The following is a 25,384-nucleotide window of genomic DNA, read 5'->3' on the forward strand; positions in this document are numbered from 1 at the left end:
GAACGGGGCTATCCAGGACGGCTCCGACGCCGTGATCACACCAGCCACACCAAGATCATCTCACCCGTGACCAGCAGTTACGGGACAACCCTTAGGCAGTGTGGAAGATGACCCGCCATGAGATTCACCCGATAGATTCTCATGAGAAGTTACACAGTGAGAGTTCTCTATGCCATGCTCGGTCACAGACCGCTACGCAATGCAGCCGTACGGATACGGCAGGCGCAGTATGTGCGTGGCTTGGGAGGGAGGAGTGGCCATGCCTGGCTACGAAGTCATCCAATCCCGACTCCGCTGTGTCCTGCCCTTCGAGGCGGCGCCAGCAGAGGTGCGCCTGCTGCGGAGAGCCACCGTCACGCAGTTGGGCCGGTGGGGCATGCCAGTCGCTGCCGACGAAGTAGAGCTGCTCGTCACGGAGCTGGCGACGAACGTCGTCAAGCACGTTGGAGAGGGCGCATCAGCAACCTTGATTCTGGAGTGGAGGGGCGAGCGACTCCGCGTTGAAGTGCACGACAGGAGTCAGACTGTGCCGTCCCTCGACGCGGCGGGCGACAACGAGGAATGTGGCCGTGGCTTGCATCTGCTCACGGCCCTGGCCGCGGACTGGGGCACGGTGCTGACTGCGGCGGGCAAGGCCGTCTGGTGCGAGATCTCGACCAGCGAAGGACGTGCTTGTCGGCGTCTTGAGCGGGCGGCGGAAGCGCTTGAGGGCTACCAGGGCGCCGGTCGCGATCCGGATCTGTGGGGACCAGGGCGCAAGAGTGCCCTCGCAGAGTCAGCAGTCGAGCTGATTGCTGACCTGCTCCACTGGACTGCTGCCCGTGGCCATGACCCGGACGACATTCTTGACCAGGCGCAGATGCACTTCGAAGCCGAAACGGAAGCGGCTTAATGGGCAGGCGCTTACGCGGACTTCCGCATCCATTCCCGAAGGTCGGTGGGCGTGCGCCAGGATTCTCCGGGACGGTTCCTGTGGCACATGCGGTGGCAGTTGGCGCACAAGCATGCGAGGTCGTCGAGCTTTGTCTCCCGGGTCCCGGAGACGTGAAGGGGAGTGAGGTGATGCACTTCGATGTAGCCCTCGCCGAGGTCGCCGTAGGTGCGGGCGAAATCGAAGTCGCAGACCTCGCAGCGGAGCGGACGGCCCCGGCGCCGCGTCTGCTCGATCTTCTGCAGGCGGAGCTTCGGATCGCGCTCGCGGCCCAGCGCCCAGCGGACGAGAAGTCGGCCCTCGATGGCAGTGACGCCCGTCTCATCGACCTCGTCGGGCTGCCTCGGGATGATGTGAAGTTCGCCCGAGGCGATGCCCTCCTCAATGGACTGGGCGGCCTGGAGCATCTCGGCCTCGCGAGTACTGAACGCCTCGATCATGAGCAGAGTGGGCTTGCCGCATCTCGTGGCCTTGCCGGAGTACCGCTTGTGGTTCGTCATGAAGTCCGTGGTCTTGCGGCTGACGCTGTCCGGCGACCGGAAGTTGGGAAGGTCGAGTGCTTCTGGGCTGTGGATCGGGAGCGAGCGAAGCAGCTCCGACAGCTCCTGGACGTACCGGTCGCCAGTGCGCAGCTCTCGCCAGCCGTTCCTCACGACGAGCGCTCCGGCAAGTACGAGTTCGTCCTCAGTCCAGGCAGGTATCCGCATGGGCAATATCGTATGAGTGTTCGCCGTGGCGGAGGGTGCGTTAAGCGAACCAGCGGGCGTGCTGCACACTTAGTGAGGTCTCGTTGTCAGGTGAGATCGCGTTGCCAGTGGGGTCTGTCACCCTCAGTGATGGTGGATTGCAAGATGTGTCTGCCGCTGTTCGGCTGCAAGGAGGGGGCATGACCCGCATGAACGAACCCGAGGGTGCCATCGCGCTGTCGGAGGACGAATTCACATCGATCGAGATCTGTGCCGGTGCCGGCGGGCAGGCGATCGGGCTGCACGGGGCGGGTTTCAGACACCTTGCCCTCGTCGAGATCGACAAGTATGCGGCAGCGACACTGCGCGAGAACATCGAGGTGCACCCGAAGTGGGACTGGGAGCGCGACAATTGTGACGTTCTCTGCAAAGACGTCGTGGGGTTTGAGCCTGAGCAGGACCTGAAGAAGAGCGCTGCCTTCTATCGTCGGGGTGAGGTTGACCTTTTGGCTGGCGGTGTACCGTGCCCTCCGTTCTCCCACGCTGGCAAGCAGCTCGGTGAGGATGATGAACGTGATCTCTTCCCGCGCATCCTGGAGCTAGCCGAGCTGATCCGTCCCCGTGCCGTGATGATCGAGAACGTCCGTGGCCTCATGGATGCCAAGTTCGACGACTACAGGTCACGAATTCAGGCCAGCCTTGAGGAGATGGAACCAACTGACGACGGCTTCCCTGGCTATGAGGTTGTGGGCTGGAAGGTGTATGAGGCGGAGAAGTTCGGTGTTCCGCAGCTCCGGCCCCGCTCCATCCTTGTCGCCTTCCGGAAGGACATCCTCAGGGATCTGAAGTACGAAGCCCCCGCGCCCAGCGCCGAGAGGGTCTCGGTCTTCAAGGCCCTTGAAGAGACGATGCTTGAGCGTATCCGCCCGTTTGAGAAGGGCCCTCGGGCCGCCCAGGCGCGACAGGTCTTCGATGACTGGAAGCAGGCGGCCGACAAAGACGTGGCTCCCACGCTCGTGGGCGGCTCCAAGAAGCACGGAGGCGCCGACCTCGGTCCCAGCCGGGCTAAGAAGGCATGGCGGGACTTGGGGGTGTCGGGCATGGGCGTGGCCAATGCGCCCGTGGACGGCAAGCCGACCGGCACCGAGGACAGGGACCTATTCGGTTCCGGCGGTCCGATGCTCACGGTGCGGCAGGCCGCCATCATTCAGGGGTTTCCGACAGGGTGGGACTTCAGCGGAGGTAAGACGGCCCAGTACCGGCAGGTCGGCAACGCGTTTCCGCCGCCTGTCGCGCAGGCCATCGGCGAATCGATCATCGACGTGCTGAGGGCGGCGCGGGAGCGCGATCGGAGGGCTGATTAGCTGTCCGGCTTTGCCTTCCGGACTGTACTGCGGCGCATCTCGACCTCGGCCGCAATGCGCGCGGCGCAGTCCTCGGAGGGCTCATGTTCCCAGAACCGGAGCACCGTCCAGCCGGCTTCTTCCAGGCGCTGGTCGGTGTCCCGGTCGCGGGCCATGTTCCGGGCAACCTTGTCTGACCAGTAGCTGGGGTTGGTCCTCGGTGGTACGTAGTGCTCGGGGCAACCATGCCAGTAGCACCCGTCGATGAAGACGGCCACCTTCGCCGGACGGAAGACCATGTCTGCCGTCCGGCGAAGGGTAGAGAGCGGTCGAGCTGCTACGCGGTACCGCAGTCCCTGGGCGTGAACAAGCCGTCGGATCACGAGTTCTGGTGTGGTGTCCCGGCTGCGGATCGCTTGCATGTTCCGTCGTCGCCCCGCTGACGAGGCCCACGATCCTGCGGGCGGTGTCCAGGGCGAAGTGGCGTCCTTCTCCTGCTCGTTCATGGTCGCTTCGACTAGTAGCTGTCGGGTGCTGAGGAGGGACGGTCCCCTTCCCTCCATATTGTGTAGTCCCGGCCGACGATGTTGGTTGACTTCCTACCTGACCAAGAGTCGTCTGCCTCCGTGACGCGAACGGCCACCCATGATCCTTTGCCTGGCACAGGCAGTCCCAGGTCGCGAGCAATATGAGGATGCTGGTTCTGGTGGCCAAGAATCAAGATGCCATCCTTGCGCAGGGCGTTACGGGCGTCGCGCACGCGCTTGAGACTGTCATCCTGTCGAGCTACGGTAAGGACCGTATTCCGGTTCACTAGTTTTTCCTGTACGCGGCTGAATAGCTCGTTTGTGCGGTGCTGGCCGCTCGTTCCTTCTGCGAAGATGGCTTTCACGTCGGCTTCTGGAAGACTCAGCAAGGTATTCTCCGGCAGCTCGCCGTCGGGGACTACCCACTTTATAGCTGCTCTTCCCGCGGCTGACAGTGAGCGTTTCCCATCTCTATTTTTCCCGATATTCAAATACTCGTTAGCGATCCGGAGAAGTCCAACCTGGTATCTCGACTTGTGGTCATCTGCCTTGATCAGCAGGCAGATGTGTCCGTCGGCCTCACTGGGGATGGTCCAGTTTGTCCCGCTGGTGAACTTGGAGTCGACGTCGTGACCGCAGACGGAGAAGTCCATCTTCTCCCCGCGGCTGAGGTTAAATTCCGTTCGGGCGATGATTTCTACCTTTGTGCCAAGGTAGGTCTTCTCTGTCTTTTCGAGATTCTGGATGTTGAATCTTCCAGTCCTTTGCCCGTCTAGCACTTCATCGATCGACTGGCGGAGCACTTCACCGAATCGAGAATCAAGGTTGGGTTGCATCTTAAGCCAGCTATAGACCTCGAGTAGGTTTGAATCAGGGCCTACGAGGGTGCTTGGTGCGGAGGTATTTTGCGCCGCAACGATGTCACGGGAAAACAAGGAGTCGTTCAAAACTCTTCCTTAGTGAGGACGGAGGCGGCCTCAGTAACCGGTCATGCTCCGTGACACGTGATGTAATCCCGCCCCGACCCACACCAGCAGGAAGCCCCCCGCTGCGGCGGCCACCCCACAGCCCGCCCCCGCGCAGCCAACGTAGTTGCATACTGCGGCAGCAGCGTCGCATCCTCCGGCGAAGCCCCCTCCGAAGCCGCGAAGGCCTCATACGAAGGCACCGTCCCCGTCACGATCCCCAGGTTCGGGGTGCCGGAGGCGGCCAGTTCCCGCAGGGACGCCTCTATCGTCTCCAGGTGCTCCTCATGGGAGGGGTACTCCAGGGCCAGCGACGGATAGGCGGCGACCAGCTCCGACAGTTCGGCCGCCGTCCAGTGCAGGACCGCCACCGGGAAGGGGCGGGACAGGGCCTCCCGATATGCGCCCAGTTCTGCTCGGAGGCGGGAGATTTCCGCCTCCAGTTCCGCTGGGTTGTCCGAGCCAAGGGACCAGACGCGCTTGGGGTCGTGGAGTTCGTCCAGGGAGATCGGCATCGAGTGGAGGGTGTCCGCGAGGATGTCCCACTCGTCATGGGCCAGGCCGAGCATGCGGCGGACCCTGTGGCGGCCGAACAGCATCGGATGCGTCGAGTACGGGGGCTCCGCCACGTCCGTCAGGAGGAGGCGGGCGCCCTCCGTGAAGGTCTCCTGCGCCTGCTCCAGCTCGTCGTGGGACTCCAGGGCCTCCGCGACGATCACCCACGGGGCCGGGTCCCGAGGGGCGGCCGCTCGGACGCCGTCGATGATGGCCCTGGCCTCCGCCTCGTGGCCGTACTCCCAGAGGTTGGAGGCCTTCAGGGCCCGTACCAGATGGGGGCCTTCCAGGGGGGTCGACGATGCCAGCAGGCGGTCGTAGAGCGCGGTCGCGGCGGGGCGGTCGCCGGACAGTTCCAGGTGGGCCGCGGCCTGGAGGAGGAGGGCCTCGGCGTCCTCGGGGTAGAGGCCGGCGGTTCGTTCCAGGCGTGCCGCTTCGGCGGTGTGGTCGACGTTTTCGGCAGGCGTGTCGGGGCGCATGGGGGACACCGTACTGCCCATGGGTGACGGACGAGAGGACAGAGGGGGGAAGAGGGTGCAGATATTGCCTGGTCGAGGCGGGGCCGACCTTGGTCATGTCTTCGCCAGGCACAGCAGCACCAGGAACGGGGCCGGGATCAGCGTCGCCATCGCCAGCCATCTCCCCGGGCGGGCATCGGCTCGGCGGCGGGGGCCCAGGATGTCCACCGTCAGCAGGGCGAGCAGCAGGATGGCTCCTGTCACCGTCAGCAGGAACATCATCACCGGGGCGTGATCGAGCGTGTGGTAGTCGCAGTTCGACAGTTCGGGGTCGGGCGCGAACGCGTCGCAGGGGGAGGGGAGGTAGTCCGTCAGCAGCCAGTACGTCAGGTAGAGCGGGATGATCGCGGGCACCCCGATGGCCAGGTTCGCCAGCGCGGGCGCCAGCAGGCCGGGGTGGCGCCCGCGCTCGTCCCTGCTTTCGCTTTCGCTCTCACCTGCGGCTTCTGCGGCTGTCCTCGTCACGTGACACACGACGTTCCCGGAACGCCTCCGGTTGCGGCACGTCCGTCACGTCCGTCACGCCGGCCGCGTCAGATCACCACCCCGTCGATCTGCAACGTCTGCACCGCCTTCGCCGCGAACGGCACCGCCACCGACTTCCCGCTCAGGAACGTGTTCGAGTACGACCTGTACCGGTCCCCGCCCGTCGTCACCGTGTTCCAGCGGGGGACCAGGCCGCCCGAGCCGCCGGAGACCGTCGTGAAGCGGGACAGGTCGAAGGTCAGGGTCTGGGCCGACGTCGACGTGTTCACCGCGACGATCACCAAGCGGCGCGCCGACGCGTCGTAGGCCGCTGCCGCGTAGCTCACGCCCGTGTCGAGGATCCTCATACCCGGGCGGATGTGCCGGCTGAACTGGGCCATCACGTAGTACTTGGTCTGGATCGTCGTCGGCTGGAGCGTGTTCGCGTCGTACGCGATCATCGCCCAGCCCGTCGACGGGTCCATGACCTGCCAGTAGCACCAGGCGGTCGGGTGCAGCCAGCGGAAGTCGTAGCAGAGGTTGGTGGCCAGGGCGAGGCCCGTGCCGTCGCTGTCGCCCGTCTCCGAGTTCCAGAGCTTCTTGCCGGACGTCGTCACCACGTCCGTGTAGAGGAGGTCCCTACGGCCGCCCGAGCCCTGGTAGCCGTGCACGTTGACCTGGCTGACCAGGGCCTTGGTGGAGGAACCGAAGGACGACCACGTCGAGCGGGCGGTGTCGTAGTTCGTTTCGTCGGAGGCGGCGATCCTGATTCCCGTCAGGCCCCGCTTGTCCAACTCGCTGCGCATGTAGGGGAGTACGGCCGCCTGGACCGCCGGATCCATGTGGCAGCCCTCCTGGGTTCCGGTGGCGGTCCACCAGTTGGACGCCGGCTCGTTGAAGGGGTCGACCGTCGCGAAGTTCACACCCCAGTTGTTCCTGGCGTACAGGGCCGTCGCCGCCAGGTGGGACGCGTGCTGGCGGTAGTTCCAGGTCTGGAGGTTGTTGCCGCCGCCCGCCGCGCCGGACGGGTTGTGGTTGGAACACATCCACCACATGGGGGAGTTGGCGAAGAGTTCCGTGGTCGCGCCGCGCGTCGTCGCCTTCTGGAGCATCGCTCGCTGGTTCGCGTCCGCGGTCCAGTCCCACGCCGAGGAGGTGGGGTCCTCGTTGTTCCAGTCCTGCCAGAAGCCCTCGATCTGCTTGAAGGCGGGGATGTTCGCCGATTTGACCATCGACTCGCCGCTCACGGTGTTCCAGCTGCACGCGCCGAGGTTGTAGCGGGCGATGTTGAGGCCCAGGCCGGGGAGGGTCGTGCCGTTGTAGGTCACCGACTTGGTGGTGAAGAAGAGGTCGGCGAAGTCGTTCCGGTTGCCGAACACGTTGGCCCACCAGGCCAGGGACGTGCCCCAGCCCTCCCAGGTGCCGTACGACGTGCCGGGGTTGACGGCGATGGTCGCGTCCGCGTGTGCGGTGCCTGTCGCCAGGGCGCCGCCGACGAGGGCGCCGCCTGTTGCCGCCAGCAGAGTTCTGCGTCGGATCATGACTTCTCCGCTTCGCTCAACGGCCGGTCGTCGCCGAACCGGCGTCGTGGACTGTCCCGCTCATCCGGTCATCCGTTGATGCCGACAGGAAGCATCGGGTGTGACGTATGAGGTTGTCGAGGGTTCCGACAGCCCTTTCTCAAACCTGTGGAAGAAGGGGAGAGAAGTGTTCGGGGGGCCGGACGCGCCCGGGGGTGCGTAGGCACGTCGGGACTGGTGTGCGTACGGCTCTGGAGACTCGCGCCTCGCCCCTTATCGTGCGGGCGGCCCCGTCGGCTCCCCTCGGCCCCGGCGAAGGAGGCTCACGGATGGTGCGGGTTCGCGTCGTGCGGCACAGCGGGCTTCGGCGGCGTGCTCTGCGGCGGCGCGCGCTGTGGGGTGGCGGGGAGGTACTCGTCACCGTCGGGGTGGTGCTTCTGCTGCTGGTCGTCCACCAGGTGTGGTGGACCAACCGGGAGGCCAGGGCGGGCGCCGAGCGGGAGGTCCGCGCACTGGAGCGGGCCTGGGACGGCGAGGGTGACGGGGACGGCGACTCCCGTACGGCCGTAGCGGCGCCGACTCCTTCACCCACGTCCACGCCCGCGTACAACGGCCCGCCCGGCCAGTCCGCCGGCAACCCACGCCGGTCCGCCGCCCCCGCACCGGAACCCGACTGGTCCCGGGCCTACGCCATCCTCACCATCCCCCGCCTCCATCTCCGCGTCCCCGTCGCCGAGGGCGTCAGCAAGAGCCGCGTCCTCAACAAGGGCTACGTCGGCCACTACCCCGGCACCCAGCAGCCGGGCCAGGCAGGCAACTTCGCCCTCGCCGGGCACCGCAACACCCACGGTGAGCCCTTCCGGTACATCAACCGGCTCGCGCCCGAGGACACGGTTCAGGTCGAGACGCGGAGCGCGACGTACACGTACGCCGTCGACAAGACCCTGCCGCAGACCACCGCCCACGACGGCAGCGTCCTCCGGCCCGTCCCGCGTTCCACCGTCAGGCCGGGCCACGGCTACACCGACCCCGGCTACTACCTCACCCTCACCACCTGCACCCCGGAGTACACGTCGGAGTACCGGCTGGTGGTCTGGGCCAAGCTCGTTTCCATGCGCCCGCGTTAGGGCGCCCTGGGGAAGGCAGGGCACGCACCCTTCCTCGTCGATCGTGTACCTCGATCCTGTATAACGAACATCAGGACGAACGCCGCGACAGAACCCGGCGGAACCCGGTACAGAGGGGAGGGGCAGCCCATGATCCGCAGTCGGGTCAATCCGCGCCCCGCCGCCGTACTGGTGCTCCTCTTCCTTGAGATCGCGCTGCTCGACACCGGCAGCCTCTCCGCGACCGTCGCGCTCGCGGCGACCGCCGCCGCCGGTTCCGCGTTCGCCGTCTGCTCGCTCCTCGCCTCGCGCGCGGCGCCCGCCGTGGCGCCTACCCGGGTGCGTACGGCCATCCGCGACCGGGCCCGCCGTACGGCCTTCCTGCCGCAACGCGACCCCGACGCCTCCGGCCGGCCACGGCCCAGGGCGCCCGGGCACGCCCTCCCGGCGACCGCCGCGTAGGGCACGCACGCACTGAACAGCTGAGAAGCGTGACCCCGCGCGGGTCGTCATGCCGCCATGCCGTTTTCCGGATTCCTCGTTCTCCGGATTCCCGGCATGTCCCGTTCCGGCACGACGAGACCCCCGGAGGGCTCACCCATGTCCGTTTTCGCTGATCTTGTTCAACAGCTCGCCGATCTGCTCCAGCCGCTGTTCGGCGCGTCCGCGGCCGCCGCCGCGATCGTCCTGTTCACCGCCTTCGTACGACTGCTCGTGCATCCGCTGTCCCGGGCCTCCGCGCGCGGACAGAAGGCGCGGACGGAGTTGCAGCCGAAGATCGCCGAGCTGCGCAAGAAGCACGCGAAGAACCCCGAGCGGCTCCAGCGGGCCGTCCTGGAGCTGCACGCCGAGGAAAAGGTGTCGCCGCTGGCCGGATGCCTGCCGGGCCTGTTCCAGCTGCCGGCGTTCTTCCTCCTCTACCACCTGTTCTCGAACACGACGATCGGCGGCAAGGCGAACGAGCTGCTCTCGCACGAGCTGTTCGCCGCGCCGCTGGGGGACCGGTGGGCCGACGCGCTGACCGGTGCCGGGGGAGGGGTGTTCGGGGCGGCGGGGGTCGTCTACGTGGGGCTGTTCGCCATCGTCGCGGCCGTCGCCACGTTCAATTACCGGCGGACGAAGCGGATGATGGCGGCCAACAGCCCGGTCCCCGTGGCACCTGCGGCCGAGGGACAGCAACTGGCCGGGCTCGGGGCCGTCACCAAGGTCATGCCATTCATGTCCTTCTTCACCCTCTTCACCGTGGCGGTGGTGCCGCTGGCCGCCGCGCTGTACGTGGTGACCAGCACGACGTGGAGCGCGGTGGAGCGGGCCGTCCTGTATCGCTGACCCAGCCGGCTCTCGGTCCCCCCCCCGGTCCTACGGTCCAGTACGTGAACCAGGTATTGCGGACTGGCCGTGGACCTTGGACGATCGACCAGTCCTCCGATGGCTGCACCCGTCGGCGGACGCCCGCGATCGAGGGAGATTGTGATCATGAAGCTGCTGCGAGTCGGTACGGCGGGAGCGGAGACGCCTGCGCTGCTGGACGCCGAGGGTGTTCTGCGGGACCTCTCCGGTGTCGTGCCGGACATCGACGGAGCGCTGCTCGCCGACGACGCGGCGCTCGGTCGGATCCGCGCCGCCGCGGACGCCGGTGAGCTGCCCGAGCTCGACGCGACCGGGCTGCGGATCGGGCCGCCGCTCGGGCGCATCGGCAAGATCGTGTGCATCGGGCTGAACTACCACGACCACGCCCGCGAGACCGGCGCCGAGCCGCCCGCCGAGCCGGTCATCTTCTTCAAGGCCGCGGACACGGTCGTGGGCCCGAACGACACCGTGCTGGTCCCCCGCAAGTCGACGAAGACCGACTGGGAGGTCGAGCTCGCGGTCGTCATCGGGCGTACGGCCCGGTATGTGGAGTCCGCCGAGGAGGCGCTCGCGCATGTCGCCGGGTACGCGGTCGCGCATGACGTGTCCGAGCGGGAGTTCCAGATCGAGCGCGGCGGGACCTGGGACAAGGGCAAGAACTGCGAGACGTTCAACCCGCTGGGGCCGTGGCTGGTGACCTCGGACGAGGTGGCGGACCCGCAGAACCTCGCGCTGAAGCTGTGGGTCAACGGGGAGCTGAAGCAGGACGGGACGACGGCTGAGCAGATCTTCCCGGTGGCGGAGGTCGTGCGGTACGTCAGCCAGTTCATGACGCTGTACCCCGGGGACGTCATCAACACGGGTACGCCGGCGGGGGTTGCCATGGGGCGGCCCGAGCCCAAGCCGTATCTGCGGGCCGGGGATGTTGTTGAGCTGGAGATCGAGGGGCTCGGCAGCCAGCGTCAGGAATTCAAGGACGCGTAGGCGCTCCGCTGGGGGGAGCCGGGGAACTGCGGGCTGTTCGTCTGCGGCGGGTTGTCCGTGGTTGCTCGCGCAGTTCCCCGCGCCCCTGAGGACAAGGGCGTTGCCCTTACTGCTTGTTCAAGAAGGTCTCCAGCGCCTCCACCACCATCCGGTGGTCCTCCAGCTGCGGCAAACCGCTCACCGTCACCGACCCGATCACGCCGACGCCCTCGACGTTGATCGGGAAGGAGCCGCCGTGGGCCGCGTAGGTGTCGGGGTCCAGGCGGGAGGAGTCCTCGAAGGTCGTGCCCTTGGCGCGGAAGCGGGCGCCGACGACGTAGGAAGAGGTGCCGTAGCGCTCCACGACCCGGCGCTTGCGGGCGATCCAGGCGTCGTTGTCGGGCGTGGAGCCGGGCAGCGCGGCATGGAAGAGCTGCTGGCCGGCCCGGTGGATGTCGATGGCGACCGGGGCCTGGCGTTCGCGGGCCAGTTCGACCAGCAGGGAGCCCAGGGCCCAGGCGTCGTCGTAGGTGAACTGACGGAAGACCAGCCGGCGTTCCTGGGCCTCCAGCTCCTCCAGGGGCGGGGTGAGTTCCGGGTGGAACTTCGGGGTGATCTCCGGGTTGTGCGTCTTGCCTGTCCTGCTCGTCTTGTGCGTCGTCACAGGGTCACCGCCACTCCGTCTTGTGCCGAACGACGCGCCGCCTCCAGTACGTCGAGGGCGGCGGCCGCCTCCAGGGCGGGCACCGGGTTGGGGCCGCCGTCCCGCAGTGCCTTGGCCACGGCCGCATAGTAGGCGGGGTAGTCGCCGGGAAGGGTGGGTTCGACGCGGCCGCCGCCCGTCAGGGGGGATTCGCCGGAGCCCACTCGGCCCCACATCGACTCGGGTTCCGTGCCCCACTCCGTACCCGCGCCGGGCCGCCGCCCCTCCCGCAGTGCCGCCTCCTGCGGGTCCAGGCCGTACTTCACATAGCCCGCCTTCGAGCCCAGCACCCGGAACCGCGGGCCGAGTTGGGCGGTGGTGGCGGAGGCGTACAGGTGGGAGCGGACGCCGTTCGCGTGCGTGAGCGCGATGAACGTGTCGTCGTCCGTCTCCGCGCCGGGGCGGCGGATGGCCGCCTCGGCGTAGACCTGGGTGACCGGGCCGAAGAGCACCAGTGCCTGGTCGACGACATGGCTGCCGAGGTCGTACAACAGACCTCCGATCTCTGCCGGGTCGCCGGACTCCCGCCAGCCGCCCTTGGTCTGCGGACGCCAGCGTTCGAAGCGGGACTCGAAGCGCCATACGTCGCCCAGTTCGCCCTCGGCCAGGAGACGGCGGAGGGTCAGGAAGTCGTTGTCCCAGCGGCGGTTCTGGAAGACGGACAGGAGCAGGCCGCTCTCCTCGGCGAGTGCCGCCAGTTCGCGTGCCTCGGCCGCCGCGCCGGCGATCGGCTTGTCGACGACGACCGGGAGGCCCGCCTTGAGGGCTGCGGTCGCGAGCGGGACGTGCGTCTTGTTGGGGGACGCGATGACGACCAGGTCGAGGTCGGCCGCGCGGGCGAGCAGCTCGTCGGGGGTGGCGACGACACGTACGTCCGGGTGCTCGGCGGTGGCCTGCTTCTGCCGCTCGGGGTTCGACGTGACCACCGTGTCCAGGGCGAATCCATCGGTGGTGGCGATCAGCGGGGCGTGGAAGACGGAACCGGCGAGGCCGTAGCCGACCAGGCCGACGCGGAGGGGAGTAGCACTCATGAGGCCCACTTTCGCAACGCTGTTGCCAAAGTGCAAGCGCCGGGGACAATGGGTGGCGTGAACAGGACGACGGACGGTGCCGAAGGCGGCGGGGCGGCGGGCGCCGTGATGGGCGGCGGGGACGGGCGTGGCGTCGGCGGCGGGGACGGTGGCCGGAGTGGTGTTGGCGGCGGGGGCGGCGGCGCCGCGCCGCGGAGCCGCAATCCGATGCAGCTGGGCGCCCTGCGCAGTCACAACACCGCGCTCGTGCTCGACCTGCTGCGCACGGCCGGTCCCGAGGGCATCAGCAGGCTCGAACTCGCCGAACGCACCGGCCTCACCCCGCAGGCGATCAGCAAGATCACCGCCCGGCTACGGGAGAACGGACTCGCGGCGGAGGCCGGGCGCCGGGCCTCCACGGGGGGCAAGCCGCGTACGGTGCTGCGGCTGGTGCCGGAGGCCGGGCACGCGGTGGGCGTGCATCTGGACCGGGACGAGCTGACGGCCGTGCTCTGTGATCTGACGGGCGGCGTGGTCGCGCGGCACAGGACCCCGCTGGACCTGGGGGCCGGTGCCGAGACGGTCGTCGAGCGGGTCGTAGGCGAGGCGGGGGAGCTGGCGGCCGGGGCCGGCCGGCCGGGCGCCGTGCTCGGCGTCGGCGTCGCGCTGCCCGGCCCTCTGGACCACCGGCGCGGTGTGCTCCACCGGGTGACGGGGTTCCCGGAGTTGAACGGCTTCCCACTGCGGGACGTGCTCGCGCGGCGCCTCTCACTGCCGGTCGTCGTCGACAAGGACACCAACGCCGCCGCCCTCGGGCTCGCGGTGGGGGGAGAGACCGCGTCCGTCACGTCCTTCGCGTATCTGCACTTCGGCGCGGGGGTCGGCGGAGGGCTCGTGCTCGGGGGAGCGGTGCACCGGGGGGCCCGTACGGGCGCCGGGGAGTTCGGGCACCAGGTCGTCCAGCTGGACGGTCCGCCCTGTGAGTGCGGCAACCGCGGTTGCGTAGAGGCGCTGTGCCTGGCCGCCGTGGCGCGCGGCGACGTGGCGGAGGCGGCCCGCGTGCTGGGCACGGCCGTCGGCAACCTCGTCGCGCTGCTCGACGTCGACCTCGTCCTGCTGGGCGGCCGCACGGTCGCCGCGGCCCCGGAGACCTTCGTACGCGGAGTCGCCGCCGTCCTCCACGAACGCGCCCGGCGCGCGGGCGGGGACGCGGTGCCGGTGCGGGTCGCCTCCGGCGGGGAGGGCCGGGAAGGCGGCGGGGACGGTGAGGGCGGCGTAGGTGGCGCAGGTGGGGAGCGCGCTGGGCGCGGGGAGCACGGCGTCGCCGAGGGAGCGGCCCAGCTGCTGCTGGCGCCACTGTTCGGGCGAGCCGACGGGTGACGGTGCGTGGGCGGTGAGGGGGGGAGGGGGCGTGTGCTGACGGAGGTGCGCGTGCGCTGATCGAGCGGACTTGCGGAGCCGTACGGAATGGCACCGCCCCATGCCCGCCCGCACCCGGCATGGTCATGTGTTCATGCGACTACTGCACTCACCCGCTTCCCTCTGCCTCGCAGCAGCCGCCCTCCTCGCCGCGGCGCCCCCGGTGCGCGCGGAACCTCCCGTAGCGCTTCCCAGCTGCGTCACCGACGACGGGGCCTTCCCGCTCACCACCCGCCTCCACGGCGGCCCCGACTCCTATACGGCCGGCGGCGGATTCGGCACCTGGTACCTGGACCTCACCAACACCACCGGCCGGACCTGCACCGGCATCCACCCCGTCGTCGTCCTCGTCGACGGCAAACGCGCCCTCAAGCCGTCCCAGCCCCGCCTGGAGTTCTACGGGACCCCGACGGGCAGCCCGGACGGCCCAGACGGCCCGGACGGTGCCGGCGGCCCGGACGAGGCCCGCCCCCATCCCGTCCGCTTCGAGACCACCGACGAGGACGAACTCGTAGGCGCCTTCGACGGCTTCTCCGGCTTCACCGTCGGCCCCCGCAAGACCCTCACCGTGAAGGTCCGGCTCGCGGTCACTTCGGACGCCGTGCCGAACGAGGTCACCGTCAACGCGGCCGTCGTACAGCGCCACGACGGCGACGGCGACTGGGTCGGCCAGTCCAACGACTACCGCTTCACCATCGACGCCGACCCGGCCGATGCCGCCGATGCGACCGGCCCGTCCGACCCCTCCGCGCCGGCCGGCCGGGACGCGACCGACCCGGCCGCCTCCGCTGCCCCGAACCCCTCGACGAGCCCCCGCACCGGCTCCGCCGGGAACGAGCTCTCCCTCGCCGACGAACTCGCCCGCACCGGCCTCACCTCGGCCCCCGGCGCCACCCTCGCCGCCACCACGGCCTTCGTACTCGCGGGCGCCGCGCTGCTGCTCGCCCGGAGGCGCCGCTGAGCCCGCTTTCCCCGTCCGCCTTCCCCCGCCTGCTTTCCCCGTCGGCTCCCCCGTCTGCGACGACCCCCGCGTGGACTACCCGAACGACCAGGCGCCCGGCGCCCTCGTGCGCCAGGGCATCCCGGAGCACGGCCGTATCCCGAAGTACTGCGCGGTGAAGGCCCGGCTCGACCGCCTCGTCGGCGAACTCGGCGAGGGCGACCCGCTCCCCACCGAGCGCGACCTCTCCGAGGAGTACGAGGTCGCCCGCGAGACCGTCCGGCAGGCGATCCGAGCTGGTGCCGGAAGGGAAGCTGCGCAGGCGTGGCCGCGGCACGGTCGTCGCCGGACCCAAGCTCGAACAACCCCTCTCCCTCGCCGGCTACACCGAGGGCGTACGGCGGCAGGGCGCACTCCCGGCTTGGCCGCCCTCGGCTGGCAGGACCAGGCCGCCGTCGTCGGCGACACCTCGTACGACATGCTCAGCGGGGTGCGCGCGGGCGCGGGGGTCGTCGCCGGCGCCCTGACCGGCGCGCACGAGGCGGACACGCTGCGGGCCGCCGGGGCGAGCCAGGTCCTCGGCTCCGTCGCGGAGTTGCCCGGAGTACTGGAGTTGCCCGGAGTACTCACATGAACGGCGGCATCCGCTTCGACCCCGTACACCGGTCCAACATCTGGTACCGGGTGATCGACGGGGTCAGGATCAGCCACTCCTGATTACGCTGGGGGCGTCGGTACGCCGTGGTTCCGGCGCCCCCGCTCATCCCGTACGCAGGCCAGGAGCACAGCAACATGGCAGACCGCAAGCCCATCGAGTCTTGGCTCACCGACATGGACGGTGTGCTCATCCACGAGGGCGTTCCGATCCCCGGCGCCGACGCCTTCATCAAGAAGCTGCGTGAGTCCGGCAAGCCCTTCCTCGTCCTCACCAACAACTCGATGTACACCCCGCGCGACCTGCACGCCCGGCTGAACCGCATGGGCCTGGAGGTGCCGATCGAGAACATCTGGACCTCGGCGCTGGCCACCGCCAAGTTCCTCGACGACCAGCGTCCCGGCGGCTCGGCGTATGTCATCGGCGAGGCGGGCATGACCACCGCGCTGCACGACATCGGCTACATCCTCACCGACCACGAGCCGGACTACGTCGTGCTCGGCGAGACCCGCACCTACTCCTTCGAGGCCATGACCAAGGCGGTCCGGCTCATCAACAACGGCGCCCGCTTCATCTGCACCAACCCCGACGAGACGGGTCCGTCGGCCGAAGGCCCGCTGCCCGCCACCGGAGCCGTCGCCGCCCTGATCACCAAGGCGACCGGCAAGCAGCCGTACTTCGCGGGCAAGCCGAACCCGCTGATGATGCGGACCGGCCTGAACGCCATCGGCGCCCACTCCGAGAGCAGCGCCATGATCGGCGACCGCATGGACACCGACGTGCTGGCCGGCATGGAGGCCGGGATGCAGACGTTCCTGGTGCTCACCGGGCTGACCCGGCCCGAGCAGGTGGAGAACTTCCCGTACCGCCCGTCCAAGATCGTGGACTCGATCGCGGATCTGGTCGACCGGATCTGAAACCCTTGGGCCGTGTGACACAACCCGTACGGAGCAGTCCGGCCCCGCTGAGGATGCGGGGCCGGTCCTCCGGGGGGAGTCTCCAGATATCTGGAGGTTCACGATGGGATCACTGCACGTCACCCTCTGTGCCATCGCCGCCCTGGGCACGGTCGCCGTCACCCCGGCGGCATACGCGGCGGACAGGGCGGACGGGGGTGTCTCGGTCAGCCCGTCCGCACCCCACCCGGGCGGCGACATCGCGCTGCTGGTGAGCGGATGCCGGGAGAAGACCGCCCTGGCCGTCTCCACGGCGTTCGTCGCCGACGCACGCCTCACCGTCGGCGCCGACGGCACCCTCGTCGGCCAGAGCCGCATCCGCTCCACGCTCACGGCGGGCACGTACGACGTGAAGGTCGCCTGCGGGGACGCGTCCCGCGCGGGCGCCGTCAACGTCGTACGGCGGGGGAACCAGCCGGCGGCCCACGCGTCCCCCGTCGCCCCGGTCGACGCCGGCGCCGGCGGCACCGCCCATCTCGCCGTCGTGGACGCCCGCGCGGCCGGTCCCGGCACGGCGCACACCGTGACGGGGCTGGTCCTCGCGGGCGTCGCCGCGACCGCCGTGGCGCTCCGCAGCGCCCGCCGCAGCCGTGAGCAGCGCGGGCCGCACTGACCATGTCCGACCACGAACGCCCCGCCTACGGCGGTCGCCTGCTGATGGGCGTGGCCTGGGCCGTACTGCTGCTCGGGCTGTGGCTGTGGGGACGGGAGATCACCGACGTACGGCAGGGCATATCCGCGCCGGTGTCGGGCGACGTCGCGGCCGTCGGACGGCCACCCCGGGTGGACCTGCCGCCCGCCGCACAGCCGTTGGGGGACGCGCTGCCCCAGCGCCTCGACATCCCGGGCCTGGGGATCCAGGCACCGGTGATCGCCCGGGGCCTCGACACCCACGGCGCGATCGAACCCCCGCCCTACGCCCAGGCCAACCTCGTCGGCTGGTACGCCGCCGGGGTGAAGCCGGGAGCCGCCGGTGCCGCACTCCTCGTGGGCCACGTCGACACCGAGACCCGCCCGGCCGTCTTCTACAAGATCAGCGCCCTCAAACCGGGCGCCACGGTGCGGATCCTGCGCGACGACGGCAAGCTCGCCGAGTTCACCGTCGACGACGTCCAGGTCGTCGCCCGCGACCGCTTCGACGCCCGCCAGGCCTACGGCGCCCACCGCTCGGGCCGTTCCGAACTGCGCCTGATCACCTGCGGCGGCGCCTTCGACCGGGCGACGCGCAGCTATACGGCGAACGTGATCGTGTCGGCGTATCTCACCGGCACAGGGCTGTGAGGACGGGACCGGGGCGCACCTGGCCCGGTCGACGGCCCGCTCCCCCCGAAGCCGCCGACCGGGCCGGTCCTCGACCGCGCGCGCACGGGCTGCGGGAGTAACCCGGCGACCGGCGCGGGAGGCTTGTGATGACCACGGTGGGGATGGTCCGACCGGGGGCTGGGGTCGTCCGGAACCGACTTTAGAGCGGATGGCGGCCGGGGCCCAGAGGAAGTTCGAGGTGGTACTACGCGCGGCCCTCGTCGTCCCCGCGCCCCGTCTCCCGGCGCAGCTCGGCGTCGTCCGCGACCCGGTCGATGACCTCGCCCGCGACCCGGTCCAGCGGCAGCCGACGGCGGCGCGCGTACTGCCGCATCGCCATGAAGGCGTCGTCGGCGGCCGTGTTCCAGCGCTCGGCCAGCATGCCCTTGGCCTGCTCGACGCGCACCCGGCTGGACAGGGCCTGCTGCAACTGACCGGCGAGGGCGCGGCATTGGACGTACGTCGTGTGGTTCTGGAGTCCGAGGGCCGCGCAGTCGGCGATGAGCTGGGCGAGCCGCAGCCGCGTGCCGTCGTCGGTGGCGGGGCCGTCGGGCAGGGCGCGGACGAAGACGTTGAGCGCGCCGAGCGGCTGCCGATGGCGGCGCAGCGGGACCGCGAACGTGACGGCGATGTCGTGGACCAGCGCCCGCTCGGTGAACTCGGGCCAGCGGGAGGCCGCCCGGGCCGCCCGTATCGACATCGGCGGCACCGGACGGCCGGAGCTGTAGCAGTCCAGACAGGGCCCGCCGTCGCGCTGGGCCTCCAGCAGGTCCCTCGCCGTCTCCTGATCCGCGCTGCTCGCCGTCAGCGACACCGTCCGGTCCTCGCCGATCAGCATGAACCCGGCGGCCTGCGCCGGCAGCAACCGCACGCAGTGGTCGGCGACGCCCGATAAGTAGTGCCCGGCCTCGAACCCGTCTGTGAGGGTGTCCGCCGACTCCACCAACGCCTGCGCCAGCCGGATCTGCCGGGTGGATGGGTGCATGACCGCACACTCCCCTTCCCCTGTTCCTCTGTGTCTTAGTGGCTGTAACAGCTCTCCGACAAGGCTCGGCGAACTCGTGTGCCCCACGACACGTATGTCAGGATTGAGCCTTGGAACAGTGCACCCGAGGGGGAGCTGGATGTACCTGAAGAGGGGGGCCTGGAGGGGGGCTCGCGCGCGGACGTCCGCGATGGTGCTGGGGGCGGCACTACTGATCGCGGGCTGTTCCTCCGGGGACGGCGAGGAGCCGGAGGACAACGCCGGCGCCGGGATCAGCCAACAGCCCAAGGAGACCGACCCGTTCTGGGTGAACCCGGACGGGAACGCGGCGCAGCAGGTGGCCGACTACGAGAAGGCCGACAAGAAGGAGGACGCCGAGGAGATCCGCAAGATAGCGGAACAGCCGACGGGCGAGTGGATCGGCCCGGAGAACCCGGAGCAGGAGGCCCGCGGCTACACCGAGGCCGCCGACAAGGCCGGCCGTACCGCCCTGCTGGTCCTCTACAACATCCCGCACCGCGACTGCGGCCAGTACTCCCAGGGCGGTGCCGCCGACGGCGACGCCTACCGGGCCTGGATCGACGGCGTGGCCAAGGGAATCGAGGACCGGTCCACGACGGTGATCCTGGAGCCGGACGCGGTGCTGCACCTCGTCGACGGCTGCACCCCGGGCGAGTTCCACGAGGAGCGCTACGACCTCCTCAAGGGTGCCATCACCAAGCTCAAGTCCCTGAAGAACACCAAGGTCTACCTGGACGCGGGCAACGCCGGCTGGGGTCATCCCGACCAGATCTTCGAGCCCCTGAAGTGGGCGGGCATCGACCAGGCCGACGGCTTCGCCGTCAACGTCTCCAACTTCTACACGACCAAGGACTCGATCGCGTACGGCAAGCAGCTCTCCACCAAGGTGGGCGACAAGCCGTTCGTCATCGACACCAGCCGCAACGGCAACGGCCCCTACACCGAGGGCAACCCGGACGAGCGCTGGTGCAACCCACCGGGCCGCGCGCTGGGCGAAACCCCGACGACCAAGACGTCGGACCCGCTCGTCGACGCATACGTCTGGGTCAAGCGCCCCGGCGAGTCGGACGGCGAGTGCAAGGGCGGCCCGAAGGCGGGCGAATGGTGGGCGGAGTACGCCCTGAAGCTCGCGGAGGCCAGTAAGTAACGCCGGTGCTCCCCGTGCCCCAAAGGGGCGCGGGGAACTGCGCGACCAGCCACGAAGCACCCGCAGCCGTAGACGAAACCCGCGGCAGCGCTACGGCACCCGAACCCACTGCGCCTTCGACGGCGTCCCCTGGTCATCCGTCACGAACAGCATGTACCAGCCCGACGGAACCAGGTTCCGGTTGGTCGGCACGGTCACTGTCACCTTGTCGCCGGACTTCTTGAACTCCAGCGCCACCGACCGCTGATCCACGTCCGTGACATGCGTCGACGCGCTCGGCCGCATCAGCCGTACGTTCTCGATCGACGAGGCGTGCCGCGAGGTGAACGTGCCCGTCCCGCCCCGCTTGATGGTCTGCGGCCCGCCCGACAGCGACGGCTGCGCGTCCCGGTACAGATACGGCGGCGTGTAGATCTCGATCCGCTGCTCGAACTTGCCCGGCTTGGTGTTGGCCTTATCGGCGTACAGCGAGTCCGAGCCGAAGAACATCACTCGGCCGTCGGGCAGCAGGATCGACCCGGAGTGGTAGTTGCGGCCCACCAGCGGGTCGGCGACCGGGTCGAGGGCGCCCGTGTCCGCGTTGTACAGGTGCGCCTGGAGGATGTTGGAGTCGCCGCGGCCCCGGTAGTCCTCGGAACCGCCCGACACCAGCACGGTGTCGTCCGGCAGCACCGACGCCTGCGGATACCTCGTGCCCTTCTCCAGCGACGGCCCGTCCACGAACTTCGGGTCGTCGTCCTTGAGATCGATGAGCCGCGTCTTCTCGCTGGACTCCTTGGACTCGCCGACGCCACCGCCGCCGATCACCATGTACTTCTCGTCCTGCGCGGGCGGCAGCAGCACCGTGCCCGAGGTCTCCATCAGCTTGGGGTCGCTCAGGCCGGGCAGCTTGCTGAACTTGTTGGTGTCCACGTCCCAGATGCCCGGGTCGCGGCCGACGTTGTCGGGGCCGTAGCCCGCGTTCGAACCCGAGTAGAAGATCTTGCCGTTCTCCAGCGGGAACAGCGCCGGGTACGTCGGGAACTGGCGCACCTTCTGGAGGTACGTCCACTTCTTCGTCTTCGGGTCGTACACCTCGTTCTTGCCCGGCACCAGCTGGCCGATGTCGTCGAGGCCGGAGACGCTGAGGATCTTCCCGTCGCTCAGGGTGGTGAGCGTCGGGTACCAGCGGGCCTCGTGCATCGGGTCGACCTTGATGTACTTCTCGGCGACCGGGTCGAACTCATAGGCATCCCGGATGCCCTGGAAGTCCTTCTTGTCCAGGGCGAGCTTCTGCGCGATGCCGTACGTGTTGCGCGCGTCGGCGCCGGACAGCCCCTGGATGCGGTAGTTGTCCTGGGTGCCGGTCTCGTACTGTCTGCCCTTCTTCTGCGCCTCGACATAGATCCGGCCGAGACCGGGGTCGTTGCGCAGGAACCTGCCGGTCGCCTTGTCGAAGACCTTCTTCGCGCGCGGCACCAGCACCGGGTCCTTGGAGACGAAGGTCTGGCCGTTCTCCTTGCCGGTGAACTTGGTGCCCGCGGGCAGCGTGATCGGCCGGTCCGGGTTCTCGTTGTGGACGATCATCAGGCCACCGGCCTTGGTGACGTCACCCTTGAGCTTCTCGTACCGCTTCGTACCGCCCGCGATCAGCAGGTTGCCGTTGGACAGCTGGGTGTGGCCCGTGCAGAACAGGTCGTTCGGCGTCGGCACCTTCTTGATCGTGCCCTTGACCGGGTCCCAGATCCGGGTGTCGTACTTCTTCGCGTCGAAGTTGTCCTGATTGTTGCCCGAGCCCGCGATCAGCAGCACCTTGCCGGTGTGCAGAAGCGCCGCGTGGATGGTGTTCTGGCGGTACTCCTCCGGGAAATCGACGATCTCCCATTTGCCGTTCTCGGCTTTGTACTCGGGTCTGTTGATTTGGTACTGGTGGTATTTCTCGGTGCCGACGCGATAGAGCCACGGCCCGTTCATTCCGGCCAGCGCGAGTACCACCGCCGTACCTATCGCGAGTCGACGGGCGCGGCGGCGGCCTGCACGGTCGTTCATTCCTTACGTCCCCCAAGTCCACCAAGGGCGATCTGCATCGTCTGATCGTTACCACTACTGCCCGACGCGGCCCAAGTCGGCTTGTGCTGCGGCGCGTGCGGGGCGTGCGTCCCATGCGCCGAGTGCGGAGCGTGGGACGCGTGCTGCGCGGGCAGCGGTTGCGCCTGCGGCTCCGGCTGGTACGACGCGGGCTGGGCCGGGGCGGGCTGGGCCGGCACGGTCGCGACGGGCTTCTTCCTCTCCTGCCGCAGCATGTAGCGCCAGGCGAAGATCGGCGTCGCGGTGATCAGCATGGCGAACGTCGCCCAGATGATCATCGCGGGGTGCGAGTGGCCGTACACGAATCCGGCGGTGATCGACGCCCCGAAGATCGCGATGAAGTACCAGTGGTACCGGAACGTCCCGAACCACCGGTCGGGGCTGGCCGAGTCGCCCTTGGGGGTGACCACGAACTTGCTCTTCTTGCGCAGCACCGAGTCGATCAGCGCCTTCGCGTACAGCGGCGCCGACAGCGCGGACATCACCATGCCGGCCACACCGCCGGAGCCCTCCGGCTCGTGCGGCGAGACGTTGTGGCGGCGGTTCCAGACGTACAGGCCGATCTGGAGGGCGGAGGCGTTGCCGTAGAGCATCAGCCAGATGGTCGGGTCGATGTTCACACCCGAGGCGCCCAGGCCCAGGAACAACGCACAGCTCAGCGCCGCCAGGATCCAGTTCAGGGCCGACATCGGGTAGAAGATGATCATCATCGTGTAGTTGAAGAGCTTGCTCGGCGGCAGCGAGTACCAGCCCTTCCAGTACTGCTTGAGGATCGTCTCGTACGTCCCTCGCGACCAGCGCATCTGCTGGGTGAAGAAGTCGGTCCAGGCACTGGGCCCCTCACCGACGGCGAGCACGTCCGGCGTGTAGACCGACTGCCACTTCTTCCCCGTGGCCGGGTTCTTGTGGCGGTGGATCTCGAAGCCGGTGGCCATGTCCTCGGTGATCGAGTCGTACAGGCCGCCGATCTGCTTGAGCGCCTTGATGCGTACGGCGTTCGACGTACCCACGAACATCGGCCCGCCGTAGCGGTTGCCGGCGCGCTGGATGAGAGCGTGGAAGAGGAACTGCTGCGACTCGGCGGCCTTGGTGACGAAATTGTCGTAGTTGCCGTACACCTGCGGGCCGATGACGAAGCCGACGTTCGGGTCGCGGAAGAAGCCGAGCATCCGCTCCAGGTAGTTGGGCAGCGGCACGTGGTCGGTGTCGACCGAGGCGAAGAAGTCGTAGTCGTCGCCGTGTGCGTCGAGCCAGGCGTTGTAGTTGCCGTGCTTGGTCTTGGCGCGGTGCGGGCCCTTGGCCTGGTTCCACTTGGCGATGCCCTTGCGGGAGAAGTGGTGCACGCCGAGCCGCGCGCACACCTCCTTGACCTCCGGGTCGTCGCCCTCGTCCAGCAGCCAGACGTGCATCAGACCCCGGTGGCGCAGCTTGACGGCCGCCTCCAGGGTCTTCGTCACCATCTCCAGCGGCTCCTTGCCGGGCACGAAGGAGGTCAGGAAGGCGACTCTCGTGCCGGTCTCCGGCACCACCGGGATCGGGTCGCGGGCGACCAGTGTGGCGTGCGCGTTGGACAGCACGTTCATGCAGCGGAAGAACTCGATCAGACCGATCGAGACGAGCATGACCATGTCGAGCGTCGGCAGGAAGTCGAAGGCGGGATAGTCCCGTTCGGTCCAGTGCTCGGGCTGGAGCAGCCAGAACAGCAGGACCAGCGAGAGCACCGGGGCCGCCGCCAGCATCAGGGCGACCCTGATCCGGTGCGGCTCCTGCGAGATCAGCGAGCGGTACTCGACCCGGTACGGCTTGTTCGGGTCGGGCTGCGTGAGGGGGCCGGCCAGCCGGCTGTAGTGCTCGTAGTCGTACTTCGGCAGCGTCTTCTTGATCCGGCGGAAAGCTCCGGTCCTGGTCTGTGACGGCACCCTCAACTGGGTCGTTTGAGACGGGTCGAAGTTCTGCCGGGCGCCCGTCGGCGTCGACGTCATGAGTCATCCCCCCACACGCGGGTCACCCGCGTGTCTGTCGGTTCCTTTACGACTGCTCCGGTCCCCCTCGACCTTTCACAGGCGTATCAGTAGTGGGCCGCAGTCACCACATCTTCTCCACCATAGACATGGAACAGCGACCTTCCGGTTGCATCATGCCCCCCTCGGCATGCGGTCATGAACGGGGCCCCCTATGCCCCGGCGAAAACCGGCAACCGGCTCCTTGCCCCCCAACTGCCGCGTATGCGCAGCATCTTGAAAAACCAATCACCAGGGTTCTACGTCGTTCCACATGATCGCAAGATGCGAAACGAGGTGTTTACCGGTCATACGCGCTCATTGTGGCACCTGTGGGGGTGTTGTGTACCCGTCGTGGATACGCGGGCGCGGATGTTGCCGAAGTGGTCCCTTATGGCCTCCTCCGCCCGTATCGCATCGCCCGACCGCACCGCGTCCACGATCTCCCGGTGCTGCCGGCAGGTGACCAGCGGATCCTGGGGCGCGCCCCCGAGATCGGTGTGGACGCGGTGGAAGGCCTCCCAGAAGGCCTCCATCACCTCGCCCAGCAGCGCGTTGTCCAGCCCCCGGTAGAGAGTGGCGTGAAACGCCCGGTCGGTGTCGGCGATCCCGTCGCCGCCGCGTGCCGCCTGCTCTTCCATACGGTCGACCAGCGCGTCCAGTTCAACGAGATCGCCCTCCGGCACCCGCCCCGCGAGCCGCGACACCAGCCCCGTCTCCACGGCCTCCCGCAGCTGCACCAGCTGGAGCAGGGTGTCCTCGCCCCGGTAGTGCCCGGCGACGGTCCGGAAGGCGAGTCCCTCGATCATCGGCGCCAGCGACATCGTCCCGACATACGTCCCGAACCCGTGCCGGATCTCCACGATGCCCATCGCCTGCAACCCCTTGAGCGCCTCGCGCACGGAGTTCCGACTCGCCCCCAGATGCTCCATCAGCTCGGGCTCCGTCGGCAGCGGGGCCCCGGAGGCCAGCCGGCGGTCGATGATGAGCTTCTTGATCCGCTCCTGAAGGTCACGCGCTGCCATGGCCAGAGGGTATCCGGCCAAACAGGAAGAAGACCCCTCGCTTGCACGAGGGCCTCCGGCCTGAAGGGGGGCCTTCCGTGTGGTGCGTCGCCGGGGACTCGAACCCCCGGACCCCCAGCCGTTCCCGCAGAACGCGGGAGGCGCCGGGGAGGGCCTGCGTCAAAAGCGAAGGCCCCCCGCGGTTGCGAGGGGCCTTCGTGTCGTGCGCCGCCAGGGACTCGAACC

The 25,384-nt window shown here is 68.8% G+C and carries 25 protein-coding genes and 1 pseudogene; 14 read left to right on the plus strand and 12 right to left on the minus strand.

Annotated elements, in window-relative coordinates; translation table 11 throughout:
- Positions 1-259: 259 nt before the first annotated feature.
- Complete coding sequence (locus tag ADK36_RS45025) at positions 260-892, plus strand: ATP-binding protein (RefSeq protein ID WP_048583214.1); 633 nt, start codon at positions 260-262, stop codon at positions 890-892.
- Between the two features lie 11 nt (positions 893-903).
- Here the strand turns inward: ADK36_RS45025 and ADK36_RS45030 are convergent, their stop codons facing one another.
- Positions 904-1,638: an HNH endonuclease gene (locus tag ADK36_RS45030; protein WP_048583213.1), complete on the minus strand. Its 735-nt coding sequence runs from the start codon at positions 1,636-1,638 to the stop codon at positions 904-906.
- A gap of 179 nt (positions 1,639-1,817) precedes the next feature.
- Between ADK36_RS45030 and ADK36_RS45035 the strand changes: the two genes are divergently transcribed.
- On the plus strand, positions 1,818-2,981 hold the full coding sequence (locus ADK36_RS45035; RefSeq protein ID WP_048583212.1) for a DNA cytosine methyltransferase: 1,164 nt from the start codon (positions 1,818-1,820) through the stop codon (positions 2,979-2,981).
- Here ADK36_RS45035 and ADK36_RS45040 read toward each other — a convergent pair.
- From ADK36_RS45040 to ADK36_RS45055, 5 genes are all read right to left on the minus strand, one after another.
- Entirely contained in the window at positions 2,978-3,466 is a 489-nt protein-coding gene (locus ADK36_RS45040) for a very short patch repair endonuclease (RefSeq protein WP_078916374.1), read from the minus strand. The two genes, ADK36_RS45035 and ADK36_RS45040, sit on opposite strands and share 4 nt — an antisense overlap.
- A gap of 11 nt (positions 3,467-3,477) precedes the next feature.
- Positions 3,478-4,434 (minus strand): NaeI family type II restriction endonuclease, encoded by a 957-nt coding sequence (locus tag ADK36_RS47570; protein WP_159391268.1) that lies wholly within the window; start codon positions 4,432-4,434, stop codon positions 3,478-3,480.
- A gap of 41 nt (positions 4,435-4,475) precedes the next feature.
- Entirely contained in the window at positions 4,476-5,486 is a 1,011-nt protein-coding gene (locus ADK36_RS45045) for an SEC-C domain-containing protein (protein WP_053201684.1), read from the minus strand.
- Positions 5,487-5,579: 93 nt separating this feature from the next.
- Positions 5,580-5,990 (minus strand): hypothetical protein, encoded by a 411-nt coding sequence (locus ADK36_RS45050; protein WP_048583209.1) that lies wholly within the window; start codon positions 5,988-5,990, stop codon positions 5,580-5,582.
- 68 nt (positions 5,991-6,058) lie between these two features.
- On the minus strand, positions 6,059-7,531 hold the full coding sequence (locus ADK36_RS45055) for a glycoside hydrolase (RefSeq protein ID WP_053201687.1): 1,473 nt from the start codon (positions 7,529-7,531) through the stop codon (positions 6,059-6,061).
- Between the two features lie 308 nt (positions 7,532-7,839).
- Between ADK36_RS45055 and ADK36_RS45060 the strand changes: the two genes are divergently transcribed.
- The 4 genes from ADK36_RS45060 to ADK36_RS45075 all read left to right on the plus strand — a co-directional run bounded on the left by ADK36_RS45060 (position 7,840) and on the right by ADK36_RS45075 (position 10,950).
- Positions 7,840-8,637, plus strand: a complete 798-nt coding sequence (locus ADK36_RS45060; protein WP_053201689.1) for a class E sortase — start codon at positions 7,840-7,842, stop codon at positions 8,635-8,637.
- 129 nt (positions 8,638-8,766) lie between these two features.
- Positions 8,767-9,078, plus strand: coding sequence for a DUF6412 domain-containing protein (locus ADK36_RS45065; RefSeq protein ID WP_048583206.1), 312 nt, complete (start codon positions 8,767-8,769; stop codon positions 9,076-9,078).
- Positions 9,079-9,216: 138 nt separating this feature from the next.
- Positions 9,217-9,945 (plus strand): YidC/Oxa1 family membrane protein insertase, encoded by a 729-nt coding sequence (locus ADK36_RS45070; RefSeq protein ID WP_053201692.1) that lies wholly within the window; start codon positions 9,217-9,219, stop codon positions 9,943-9,945.
- Positions 9,946-10,092: 147 nt separating this feature from the next.
- Entirely contained in the window at positions 10,093-10,950 is an 858-nt protein-coding gene (locus ADK36_RS45075; RefSeq protein ID WP_048583292.1) for a fumarylacetoacetate hydrolase family protein, read from the plus strand.
- A gap of 106 nt (positions 10,951-11,056) precedes the next feature.
- Here ADK36_RS45075 and ADK36_RS45080 read toward each other — a convergent pair whose 3' ends face one another.
- Both ADK36_RS45080 and ADK36_RS45085 read right to left on the minus strand, forming a co-directional pair.
- Positions 11,057-11,593 (minus strand): heme-degrading domain-containing protein, encoded by a 537-nt coding sequence (locus ADK36_RS45080; RefSeq protein ID WP_053201693.1) that lies wholly within the window; start codon positions 11,591-11,593, stop codon positions 11,057-11,059.
- Complete coding sequence (locus ADK36_RS45085; RefSeq protein ID WP_048583203.1) at positions 11,590-12,663, minus strand: Gfo/Idh/MocA family protein; 1,074 nt, start codon at positions 12,661-12,663, stop codon at positions 11,590-11,592. Before ADK36_RS45085 ends, ADK36_RS45080 begins: the two co-directional genes overlap by 4 nt.
- 108 nt (positions 12,664-12,771) lie before the next feature.
- Here ADK36_RS45085 and ADK36_RS45090 point away from each other — a divergent pair, with 108 nt between their 5' ends.
- From ADK36_RS45090 to ADK36_RS45115, 7 genes and pseudogenes are all read left to right on the plus strand, one after another.
- Complete coding sequence (locus ADK36_RS45090; protein ID WP_078916385.1) at positions 12,772-14,022, plus strand: ROK family transcriptional regulator; 1,251 nt, start codon at positions 12,772-12,774, stop codon at positions 14,020-14,022.
- A gap of 133 nt (positions 14,023-14,155) precedes the next feature.
- Positions 14,156-15,022, plus strand: a complete 867-nt coding sequence (locus ADK36_RS45095; protein WP_048583291.1) for a hypothetical protein — start codon at positions 14,156-14,158, stop codon at positions 15,020-15,022.
- Between the two features lie 70 nt (positions 15,023-15,092).
- Positions 15,093-15,420, plus strand: a pseudogene (locus tag ADK36_RS45100) (GntR family transcriptional regulator); the annotation flags it as partial.
- 71 nt (positions 15,421-15,491) lie between these two features.
- Entirely contained in the window at positions 15,492-15,635 is a 144-nt protein-coding gene (locus ADK36_RS47575; protein ID WP_234330114.1) for a hypothetical protein, read from the plus strand.
- A gap of 158 nt (positions 15,636-15,793) precedes the next feature.
- Positions 15,794-16,573, plus strand: coding sequence for an HAD-IIA family hydrolase (locus tag ADK36_RS45105; RefSeq protein ID WP_048583201.1), 780 nt, complete (start codon positions 15,794-15,796; stop codon positions 16,571-16,573).
- 103 nt (positions 16,574-16,676) lie between these two features.
- Positions 16,677-17,225, plus strand: coding sequence for a membrane protein (locus ADK36_RS45110; protein ID WP_048583200.1), 549 nt, complete (start codon positions 16,677-16,679; stop codon positions 17,223-17,225).
- 2 nt (positions 17,226-17,227) lie between these two features.
- On the plus strand, positions 17,228-17,893 hold the full coding sequence (locus ADK36_RS45115; protein ID WP_048583199.1) for a class F sortase: 666 nt from the start codon (positions 17,228-17,230) through the stop codon (positions 17,891-17,893).
- A 226-nt stretch (positions 17,894-18,119) separates the two neighbouring features.
- Here ADK36_RS45115 and ADK36_RS45120 read toward each other — a convergent pair whose 3' ends face one another.
- Positions 18,120-18,899, minus strand: a complete 780-nt coding sequence (locus ADK36_RS45120; protein WP_048583198.1) for a GAF and ANTAR domain-containing protein — start codon at positions 18,897-18,899, stop codon at positions 18,120-18,122.
- A gap of 139 nt (positions 18,900-19,038) precedes the next feature.
- Here ADK36_RS45120 and ADK36_RS45125 point away from each other — a divergent pair, with 139 nt between their 5' ends.
- Positions 19,039-20,067 carry a glycoside hydrolase family 6 protein gene (locus ADK36_RS45125; RefSeq protein WP_048583197.1) on the plus strand — a complete coding sequence of 343 codons (1,029 nt, stop codon included), beginning with the start codon at positions 19,039-19,041 and terminating at the stop codon, positions 20,065-20,067.
- A 90-nt stretch (positions 20,068-20,157) separates the two neighbouring features.
- Here the strand turns inward: ADK36_RS45125 and ADK36_RS45130 are convergent, their stop codons facing one another.
- The 3 genes from ADK36_RS45130 to ADK36_RS45140 all read right to left on the minus strand — a co-directional run bounded on the left by ADK36_RS45130 (position 20,158) and on the right by ADK36_RS45140 (position 25,159).
- Positions 20,158-22,095, minus strand: a complete 1,938-nt coding sequence (locus ADK36_RS45130) for a kelch motif-containing protein (protein WP_048583196.1) — start codon at positions 22,093-22,095, stop codon at positions 20,158-20,160.
- The gene (locus tag ADK36_RS45135; protein ID WP_048583195.1) at positions 22,092-24,116 is read right to left on the minus strand and encodes a glycosyltransferase family 2 protein; all 2,025 of its coding nucleotides are present in this window, start codon (positions 24,114-24,116) and stop codon (positions 22,092-22,094) included. The genes ADK36_RS45130 and ADK36_RS45135 overlap by 4 nt, the downstream gene beginning before the upstream one ends.
- A 326-nt stretch (positions 24,117-24,442) precedes the next feature.
- Positions 24,443-25,159 carry a FadR/GntR family transcriptional regulator gene (locus ADK36_RS45140; RefSeq protein WP_048583194.1) on the minus strand — a complete coding sequence of 239 codons (717 nt, stop codon included), beginning with the start codon at positions 25,157-25,159 and terminating at the stop codon, positions 24,443-24,445.
- Positions 25,160-25,384: the final 225 nt, after the last annotated feature.

This window comes from Streptomyces viridochromogenes (assembly GCF_001270495.1).
Taxonomy (GTDB): domain Bacteria; phylum Actinomycetota; class Actinomycetes; order Streptomycetales; family Streptomycetaceae; genus Streptomyces; species Streptomyces viridochromogenes_A.

Excerpts from the sequence above, each read along its gene's own strand:
- ADK36_RS45135 (WP_048583195.1), bottom strand. The coding sequence starts at position 24,116 with ATGACGTCGACGCCGACGGGCGCCCGGCAGAACTTCGACCCGTCTCAA.
- ADK36_RS45065 (WP_048583206.1), top strand. The coding sequence starts at position 8,767 with ATGATCCGCAGTCGGGTCAATCCGCGCCCCGCCGCCGTACTGGTGCTC.
- ADK36_RS45125 (WP_048583197.1), top strand. The coding sequence starts at position 19,039 with ATGTACCTGAAGAGGGGGGCCTGGAGGGGGGCTCGCGCGCGGACGTCC.
- ADK36_RS45140 (WP_048583194.1), bottom strand. The coding sequence starts at position 25,159 with ATGGCAGCGCGTGACCTTCAGGAGCGGATCAAGAAGCTCATCATCGAC.
- ADK36_RS45075 (WP_048583292.1), top strand. The coding sequence starts at position 10,093 with ATGAAGCTGCTGCGAGTCGGTACGGCGGGAGCGGAGACGCCTGCGCTG.
- ADK36_RS45085 (WP_048583203.1), bottom strand. The coding sequence starts at position 12,663 with ATGAGTGCTACTCCCCTCCGCGTCGGCCTGGTCGGCTACGGCCTCGCC.
- ADK36_RS45040 (WP_078916374.1), bottom strand. The coding sequence starts at position 3,466 with ATGAACGAGCAGGAGAAGGACGCCACTTCGCCCTGGACACCGCCCGCA.
- ADK36_RS45035 (WP_048583212.1), top strand. The coding sequence starts at position 1,818 with ATGACCCGCATGAACGAACCCGAGGGTGCCATCGCGCTGTCGGAGGAC.
- ADK36_RS45110 (WP_048583200.1), top strand. The coding sequence starts at position 16,677 with ATGGGATCACTGCACGTCACCCTCTGTGCCATCGCCGCCCTGGGCACG.
- ADK36_RS45070 (WP_053201692.1), top strand. The coding sequence starts at position 9,217 with ATGTCCGTTTTCGCTGATCTTGTTCAACAGCTCGCCGATCTGCTCCAG.
- ADK36_RS45045 (WP_053201684.1), bottom strand. The coding sequence starts at position 5,486 with ATGCGCCCCGACACGCCTGCCGAAAACGTCGACCACACCGCCGAAGCG.
- ADK36_RS45060 (WP_053201689.1), top strand. The coding sequence starts at position 7,840 with ATGGTGCGGGTTCGCGTCGTGCGGCACAGCGGGCTTCGGCGGCGTGCT.
- ADK36_RS45120 (WP_048583198.1), bottom strand. The coding sequence starts at position 18,899 with ATGCACCCATCCACCCGGCAGATCCGGCTGGCGCAGGCGTTGGTGGAG.
- ADK36_RS45055 (WP_053201687.1), bottom strand. The coding sequence starts at position 7,531 with ATGATCCGACGCAGAACTCTGCTGGCGGCAACAGGCGGCGCCCTCGTC.
- ADK36_RS45095 (WP_048583291.1), top strand. The coding sequence starts at position 14,156 with ATGCGACTACTGCACTCACCCGCTTCCCTCTGCCTCGCAGCAGCCGCC.
- ADK36_RS45025 (WP_048583214.1), top strand. The coding sequence starts at position 260 with ATGCCTGGCTACGAAGTCATCCAATCCCGACTCCGCTGTGTCCTGCCC.
- ADK36_RS45030 (WP_048583213.1), bottom strand. The coding sequence starts at position 1,638 with ATGCGGATACCTGCCTGGACTGAGGACGAACTCGTACTTGCCGGAGCG.
- ADK36_RS45090 (WP_078916385.1), top strand. The coding sequence starts at position 12,772 with ATGGGCGGCGGGGACGGGCGTGGCGTCGGCGGCGGGGACGGTGGCCGG.
- ADK36_RS45115 (WP_048583199.1), top strand. The coding sequence starts at position 17,228 with ATGTCCGACCACGAACGCCCCGCCTACGGCGGTCGCCTGCTGATGGGC.
- ADK36_RS45105 (WP_048583201.1), top strand. The coding sequence starts at position 15,794 with ATGGCAGACCGCAAGCCCATCGAGTCTTGGCTCACCGACATGGACGGT.
- ADK36_RS45130 (WP_048583196.1), bottom strand. The coding sequence starts at position 22,095 with ATGAACGACCGTGCAGGCCGCCGCCGCGCCCGTCGACTCGCGATAGGT.